Source organism: Streptococcus sp. NLN76 (genome assembly GCF_015686645.1).
Classification (GTDB): domain Bacteria; phylum Bacillota; class Bacilli; order Lactobacillales; family Streptococcaceae; genus Streptococcus.
In genome coordinates, this window is sequence record NZ_JADPMS010000085.1 from 1 (window position 1) to 2489 (window position 2489).

General features: G+C 39.3%; 2 protein-coding genes. Both read left to right on the forward strand.

The window, feature by feature from the left end:
* Positions 1–205: 205 nt before the first annotated feature.
* Positions 206–424: a hypothetical protein gene (locus I1A59_RS09265; RefSeq protein ID WP_196092473.1), complete on the forward strand. Its 219-nt coding sequence runs from the start codon at positions 206–208 to the stop codon at positions 422–424.
* Between the two features lie 688 nt (positions 425–1112).
* Positions 1113–2087 carry a GbpC/Spa domain-containing protein gene (locus I1A59_RS09270; protein WP_196092474.1) on the forward strand — a complete coding sequence of 325 codons (975 nt, stop codon included), beginning with the start codon at positions 1113–1115 and terminating at the stop codon, positions 2085–2087.
* Positions 2088–2489: the final 402 nt, after the last annotated feature.

Below are 2489 nucleotides of genomic sequence, written 5' to 3' on the forward strand. Positions count from 1 at the left end.
ATAAAGGGGAAATCCTTTTTTGTCTAGTCGAATGTTTCACCCAATGGGTGAAAAGCAAAACCTTCCAGAAACCCTGTGATCAATACGGTTTCTGGAAGGTTTTTAAGTTAGGTATGAATAATTTGGGATTATCAATCAAAATCATCAGTATATTTTTCTAGACGATTTATAATAAAATAGTAAAAGAAAAGTTTAAGGAGAAGAAATGAAAAAGACTTTGCTTGTTAGTAGTCTTCTACTAGCGCCTGCCTTGATCTATGCACAAGAGGTTCAAGCTGAGGAAAATATTGTAAATCCCCGTTCTTCATTTACTGACTATACCTCAGCTATTCAAGTAGCTAAGGATGAAGGGGTCATTCTGGCTCACGACCAACCCATAACTGTTTCTACAATTGGTGCCATCAGTCAAGTCTACAACCAATAAAGTAAAGAATTACAGGAGGCCACAAATCAGTATGCTCTTGAAAAAGCACAGTATACTTCTGATTTAGCCAATTATGAGGCTGCCCTGAAAGAAATCGAAAAACATCAACAGGCTGAAGAAAATCGTAAGAAAGAACAAGAAGCTGCTCAGAATAAATACCAACAAGAATTAGCCACTTACGAAAAAGAACAAACCCAATACCAACAAGAACTTGAAGCTTATCAAAAACAAGAACAGACAAACAAGCAGCTAAAAGAAAGTTACCAAAAAGAGCTAGGACAATTTGAAAAAGACCTAGCTGATTACCAACTCAAAGAACAACATTACCAAAAGCAAAAAGCTGAGCAAGAACAAGATCAAAAAAGCTTTCAAGGCAAACAGGCTCAATATGAAAAGGAACTAAGTCTCTATCAAGAAGCTGAAAAAGCCTACCAAGCGGCTCTTACAAAAGCTCAAGAAGATAGCCGAAAAGAAGGCTTTCTAAGTCAAGCCTATGCTCAATATCTCATTGCAAAGTCTGAACCAAATGCTAGTGTTCGATTTGAGGGTGTAAATTCCTTTATCAGCTCTAGTCATGATTTCGGTCCAAGCCTTGATGGAATTGCTGGAACAATAACCAATCTTCCACTGACTAGTAAGGCTGAACTATTTTCGGGTGTAGGTTCTGGCACACCGGCAGGAAGCGGTGATGGCTATGGAGTCATTCTTGAAAAGAATAAACCAATTCGAGTACTCTATAGCAATCTTGCCAATACATCCTACAATGGCAAAAAAAATCACTCGCCTAGACTACACCTACGAACTACTCTCCACTTTTGCGGAAGATGGAAAGGCTACTGCTTTTATCTATACCGATCCAACCAAAACGATTTATGTGGGGACACACGGAAATAATAAAGGTCAGATCGACTTTTCTATCCGTCAAACCATGACCTACTATTTCGAAGATGGCTCACCTGTCATCTTTGACAAGGATAAGACTGCCCTACTCTCTTTTGCTTCTCGAAATAATAGCTTTGAATTTGGAGAGCAAGAGTTTGTCCAACTGGAATCGAATCTGAGCTTTATTCCCATTACTGGATCTTCCGTCAGCGGAGAACAGGGGTACGTAGCTGCCAGAGGTAGTAATAATGCTAAGGCAGATGGTTCTAAATTTGACCGTTCTGAATGGGACCAAGATGGCCACCTCAATGAATATTATGGAGCTGGAGTCGCCCTTGTAACAGGGGGAGAGATTTCTTTTACATTTGGAATCCGCTATAATCCAAATGATATTAACCGTTCCGCAAACCCTAGTAAATTAAGAGATCGCTCTCGCCAATGGTTTACCGTCAACGCCGACATCAAAGCTAGCGGCCTCATCAACACAGAAAAACCAGGAAATCCACCTGTAGCCCCAACCAAACCAAATATCCTTAACAAAACACTAGAAGCTCCAAGTAAACCTGTTCAACCAACAGAACCTACTTATTCAGTCTCAAATAAACCGACAGCCCCTAAAAAGCCAATATTAAAAGAAATACCATCCCTACCTCCACTAGCTGTCAAAGCCATTAAACCGACACTTCCTAAAGCACCTGTCGTCTTTCTACATCAGGTTCTCTATAAAGTTCCACCGACAGCAATAACAATTATAGTCTTTTATTTGAAAATAACACAGTAAAAAAGCGCAAAAAAACACTATCTGTGTTATACTTAAGGTGAACATATTTAAAAATGTCTTAAGGATGTTGCCGCATCCCTAATGCTTTGACTGCTTCATAAGTTTGATGTGTTTTCAAAAGTTTGTAGACAATTCTTAGTATCTTATGAGCACAAGCGATAACAGCCTTCATCTTACTTCCTCTTTGGGAAACTCGTTTGTATAAAGATGAGAAAGCTGGATCTTTGGAGTGTCCTGCTATCATACCCGAGATCGTTAAGGCATGTTTTAACCCCAATTATTCATACCTAACTTAAAAACCTTCCAGAAACCGTATTGATCACAGGGTTTCTGGAAGGTTCTGCTTTTCACCCATTGGGTGAAACATTCGACTAGACAAAAGAGGATTTCCCCTTTATGATA

Bases quoted from the DNA above. Each gene is read 5' to 3' on its own strand.
- I1A59_RS09265 (WP_196092473.1), top strand. From the start codon at position 206: ATGAAAAAGACTTTGCTTGTTAGTAGTCTTCTACTAGCGCCTGCCTTG.
- I1A59_RS09270 (WP_196092474.1), top strand. From the start codon at position 1,113: ATGGCTATGGAGTCATTCTTGAAAAGAATAAACCAATTCGAGTACTCT.